Annotated in this window: 3 protein-coding genes; 1 reads left to right on the top strand and 2 read right to left on the bottom strand. The window is 68.3% G+C overall.

The annotated features are described in order from the left end of the window. Nucleotides 1–409 precede the first annotated feature (409 nt). Entirely contained in the window at nt 410–895 is a 486-nt protein-coding gene (locus tag Q0654_RS14585; RefSeq protein ID WP_298855043.1) for a DUF2721 domain-containing protein, read from the top strand. Nucleotides 896–916: 21 nt separating this feature from the next. On the opposite strand, the gene Q0654_RS14580 is transcribed toward Q0654_RS14585, so the two are convergent. Continuing rightward, nucleotides 917–1,489, bottom strand: coding sequence for an NUDIX hydrolase (locus Q0654_RS14580; RefSeq protein ID WP_298855041.1), 573 nt, complete (start codon nt 1,487–1,489; stop codon nt 917–919). Between the two features lie 7 nt (nt 1,490–1,496). After that, complete coding sequence (locus Q0654_RS14575) at nt 1,497–2,789, bottom strand: adenylosuccinate synthase (protein WP_298855045.1); 1,293 nt, start codon at nt 2,787–2,789, stop codon at nt 1,497–1,499. Nucleotides 2,790–2,806: the final 17 nt, after the last annotated feature.

Below are 2,806 nucleotides of genomic sequence, written 5' to 3'. Positions count from 1 at the left end.
TCGGGATTCGGGATTCGGGATTCGGGATTCGGGATTCGGGATTCGGGAAGAGCGTGAACGAAGCGAGCGCAGCTGCAAGCGCGCATCGCCCTCGCGAGTGCATAGGGTGGGCCCTGGCCCACCATGGCCTGAACCTCACCGCAAACGCCCGCCGATCGCCAGGGTTTGATCAGCGAACCGAATGCCCCGCCTCGTCATCGCGGCCATACCGGGGCTCATCAACGCGAGCAGCGTGACCGGAGGCGAGCGTCGAGCTCCGGTGGGCCAGGGCCCACCCTATGGGCTCGTGCGGAACCTGCGCTCTCGCTGCAGTTCACCGGCGGCCTGTGCTGCGCCCACATGGATACAAGCGGAGCTGCATTTGCCGGCTAGCATGGGCGCTCTCCCCACTCGCAGCAGCCACCCGCCGATGATCCCCGATGCCGGCAGCCACTACCCCATCCTGGCCGCGATGCTGGCCCCCGCCCTGCTGATGGCGGCCACCGGCTCGCTGCTGATCTCGGCCAACAACCGGCTGGCGCGCGTGGTCGACCGCCTGCGCGCGCTGATCCAGACGCGCGGTGAATGCGGCAGCGAGGAACTGCGCGCCGCGGTGGACCGGCAGATCAGCCAGCACCGCCGCCGCAGCCACTACGTGCTGCGCGCCTGCGTGCTGCTGTACGTGGCGCTGGGTGCCTTCGTCGCCACCAGCCTTGCGCTTGCGGTGGACGCCTACACCGGCTTCGCCCTGGGCGAAGTGCCCGCCGGCTTCGCCCTGTTCGGCGTGGCCTCGCTGCTGGTGGCCAGCCTGGCCATGGGTCTGGAGGTCCATCTGGCAGTGAATGGCCTCAATGCCGAGCTGGAGCTCAGCCTGAAGCGCCAGGCGCAGGGCAAGGCCGTGCAGAAGGACGGATGACCGGGTCGGCAGGCCGATGCGCTAGCTAGCTGTCGGAATCGCCTGCCAGAGCCGCGCCATCCGCCGCAGAGACTCGTCAGATGAAGTGTCGATCAGCAAGTCCTCGATCGACACCCAGGCCAGCGCCAGCGACTCCCCGCTGACCGCGAAGACCTCATCGTTACCGGCGCGAACGACGTAGCGCACGTCGTAGTGCCAGTGGCCCGGCACCTCGCCGCGCTCGGGAATCCAGTGACGGTCGAGGTCGAAGACCTCGGGTTCGAGTGACAGCCCGCGCAGGCCCGATTCCTCTTCGGCCTCGCGCAGCGCGACCGCCGCCAGGTCGGCATCGCCATCCGCGTGCCCACCGAGCTGCAGCCAGCGCTGCAGCTTGCGGTGATGGGTCAGCAGCACGCGCTGGCCGTCCTGCGAGACCAGCCAGGCCGAGCCGGTGAAGTGGCCGGCCAGACGCGCTCGCGAGAAGGCCAGCGGATCGGCCAGCAGGTCGATGTACTCGGCGGCGAGCTCGGTCTGCGGAGGGCAGCGCTGCGCGTGTGCTGCGAACGCCGCGCGCAGCTGCGCGCGACGTTCGGGTGAATCGTGCGGGCTCGTCATCGCAGGCTTATGCGAACGGATCCTTGAGCACGATGTTGGCGTTGCGGTCCGGACCGGTCGAGACCATCGCCAGCGGACAGCCGACGAGCTCCTCCAGCGAGCGCAGGTAGGCGCGCGCCGCGGGCGGCAGCTTGTCCCATTCGGTGACACCGTGGGTCGATTCTGTCCAGCCCGGGAATTCCAGGTAGACCGGCTCGCACTCTTCCCAGCCGGCGGCATCCAGCGGCGCGTACTCGGTCTCCTTGCCACGGTAGCGATAGCCGATGCACATCTTCAGGCTGGGCAGGCCGTCCAGCACATCCAGCTTGGTCACGCACAGGCCGGTGATGCCGTTGATCGCCACCGCGCGCTTCAGCGCGACGATATCGATCCAGCCGCAGCGGCGCGGGCGGCCGGTGGTGGCGCCGAACTCCTGGCCGCGGCGACGGATCTCCTCGCCCAGTTCATCCTTCAGCTCGGTCGGGAACGGGCCGCCGCCGACGCGGGTGGCATAGGCCTTGGCGATGCCGAGCACATAGTCGATGGCGTCCGCGCCCACGCCGGTGCCGGCCAGCGCGCCACCCGTGGTGGTGTTGCTGGAGGTGACGTAGGGATAGGTGCCGTGGTCGATGTCGAGCAGCGAACCCTGCGCGCCTTCGAAGAGCACCTGCTTGCCCTGCTTGCGCAGCTCATGCAGCAGGCCGGCGACGTCTGCCTTCATCGGCTCGACGTACTCACCGAAGGCCAGGGCCTCGTCCAGGGTCTTCTGGTAGTCGACCGCTTCCACGCCCAAGTACTGGGTCAGCACGAAGTTGTGGTAATCGAGCACGTTGCGCAGCTTCTCGGCCAGCTCGCCCGGGTAGTGCAGGTCGGCCACGCGCACGCCGCGACGCGCGACCTTGTCCTCGTAGGCCGGGCCGATGCCGCGGCCGGTGGTGCCAATGGCCTTTCCGCCGGCCTTCTTCTCGCGGGCCTGATCGAGCGCGATGTGGTAGGGCATGATCAGCGGCGTCGCCGGGCTGATCTTCAGGCGCGAGCGCACGTCGATGCCCTCGGCTTCCAACTCGCCGATCTCCTTCTGCAGCGCCGCCGGCGACAGCACCACGCCGTTGCCGATCATGCACAGCACGCCCGGATGCAGGATGCCGGACGGAATCAGGTGCAGCACCGTTTTCTTGCCACCGATGACCAGCGTGTGGCCGGCATTGTGGCCGCCCTGGAAACGCACCACGCCACCGACGCGCTCGGTGAGGAGATCGACGATCTTGCCTTTGCCTTCGTCGCCCCACTGCGCCCCGAGAACTACAACCGACTGACCCATTTCAAGCACTCCACATT

This window comes from uncultured Aquimonas sp., from assembly GCF_937888285.1.
Lineage (GTDB): Bacteria > Pseudomonadota > Gammaproteobacteria > Xanthomonadales > Xanthomonadaceae > Aquimonas.
Note: the sequence above shows the minus strand (reverse complement) of the source record. Positions and strands in the feature narration are given on the sequence as shown.